Genomic DNA, 1,473 nt, shown 5'->3' with positions numbered 1-1,473 from the left:
GATTAAAAGTCMRCTGCTCTACCAACTGAGCTAACGTCCCGGAACCAATTTCTTCTTTTTCGGTTTTTCTTAACCGGTGTTGAATCCGGCAAAGCCAAAGATTATAGCGTGGCGTTGCTCGCAATCTTGTCGAGAACCCAACCTGCTGCACATTGGCCGAATGTCGCGGTCACGCTCACCACCGAACCATAGCCATGGCAGTTGAGCGAACCGTCGCCTTCTTCGATGGCGCAGGAGGCATCGGGCGGTGCGACGCTCTCGCGGCTGAAGACGCAGGCCACGCCGATCTTGCGGCCCTCGCGCGGAGCGCCATGCTCCTTGCGAAGGCGCTGGCGAAGCTGGGCCAGCAGCGGGTCGTGCGTGACGAGCGCGAGATCGTCGATGTCGACCTTGTGCGCCTGCCGCTTGCCGCCGGCCGCGCCCACGGTCACGAAAGCGCTGCGCGACGCGCGCGCCCACGCGGCCATCGCGAGCTTGGCCTTGACCTGGTCGCAGGCGTCTATCACGGCCGTCGCGGGCCCGTTGGCCGCCTGCGCCGCATCGAGCAATGCCATCCAGTTGCCCGGCTCGACGAACTCATCGAGCGCGAGCACCTGGCAGCCGGGATTGATCTGCGCAATGCGGTCGCGCATGGCCTCGACCTTGGCCTGACCCACGGTCGCATCGAGCGCGTGGATCTGCCGGTTGATGTTCGACTCCGACACGTGGTCGAGATCGATCAGCGTGAGCCGCCCGACGCCGCTGCGCGCCAGCGCCTCGACCGCCCACGAGCCCACGCCGCCGATGCCGGCGACGAGCACGTGGGCGTTGCGGATGCGCGCGGCACCGGCCACGCCGTACAGCCGCTCGAGGCCGCCGAAGCGGCGCGCGAAGTCGGGCGCCGCGGTGTCGGTCACGACACCTGCGGCAGCGATCGACGCATCGGGAAGGATGGCTGCGCTCAAGCGGAGGGCTTCGCCGTTGCTAGCGCAGGCGCGAGAGACGCTCGCGGCCAGCCTGGGCGGCTTCGGATTGCGGATAGGCCTTGGTCAGGTCTTCCAGCGTGCGGCGCGCGGCGCGCGTGTCCTTCAGCTCGATCTGGCAGTTGGCGATCGACAGCACGGCCTCGGGAGCCTTGGCGTGGTCGGGCGCAAGCGACAGCATGGAGCGGAAGTTCGCGATGGCCTCGTTGTAGTTGCGCGTGGCGTACTGCGCATTGCCGAGCCAGAACAGCGCCGAGGCGTTGTAGCCGCTTTGCGGGTAGCGCTTGACGAATTCGGCAAACGCGGTTTGCGCCTGCGCGAACTGGCCCGCACGGAAGATGCCGAGCGCGGCGTCGAAGTCGGCCTTTTCCTTGGCCGCGAGTTCACCGCCGATCCCAAGGAAAAGGCCGACTTCGACGCCGCGCTCGGCATCTTCCGTGCGGGCCAGTTCGCGCAGGCGCAAACCGCGTTTGCCGAATTCGTCAAGCGCTACCCGCAAAGCGGCTACAAC

At 66.7% G+C, this 1,473-nt stretch carries 2 protein-coding genes; both read right to left on the bottom strand.

From position 1 onward, the window contains the following. Nucleotides 1-101: 101 nt before the first annotated feature. Nucleotides 102-896, bottom strand: coding sequence for a tRNA threonylcarbamoyladenosine dehydratase (locus AC1DOC_RS33405; RefSeq protein ID WP_012747802.1), 795 nt, complete (start codon nt 894-896; stop codon nt 102-104). Between the two features lie 67 nt (nt 897-963). Continuing rightward, nucleotides 964-1,473, bottom strand: a 510-nt coding sequence (gene ybgF, locus AC1DOC_RS33400) for a tol-pal system protein YbgF (protein ID WP_478131537.1), incomplete at its 5' end; no start/stop codon positions are given.

The sequence above is a fragment of the Variovorax sp. 01T439_2 genome (assembly GCF_056398445.1).
Note: the sequence above shows the minus strand (reverse complement) of the source record. Positions and strands in the feature narration are given on the sequence as shown.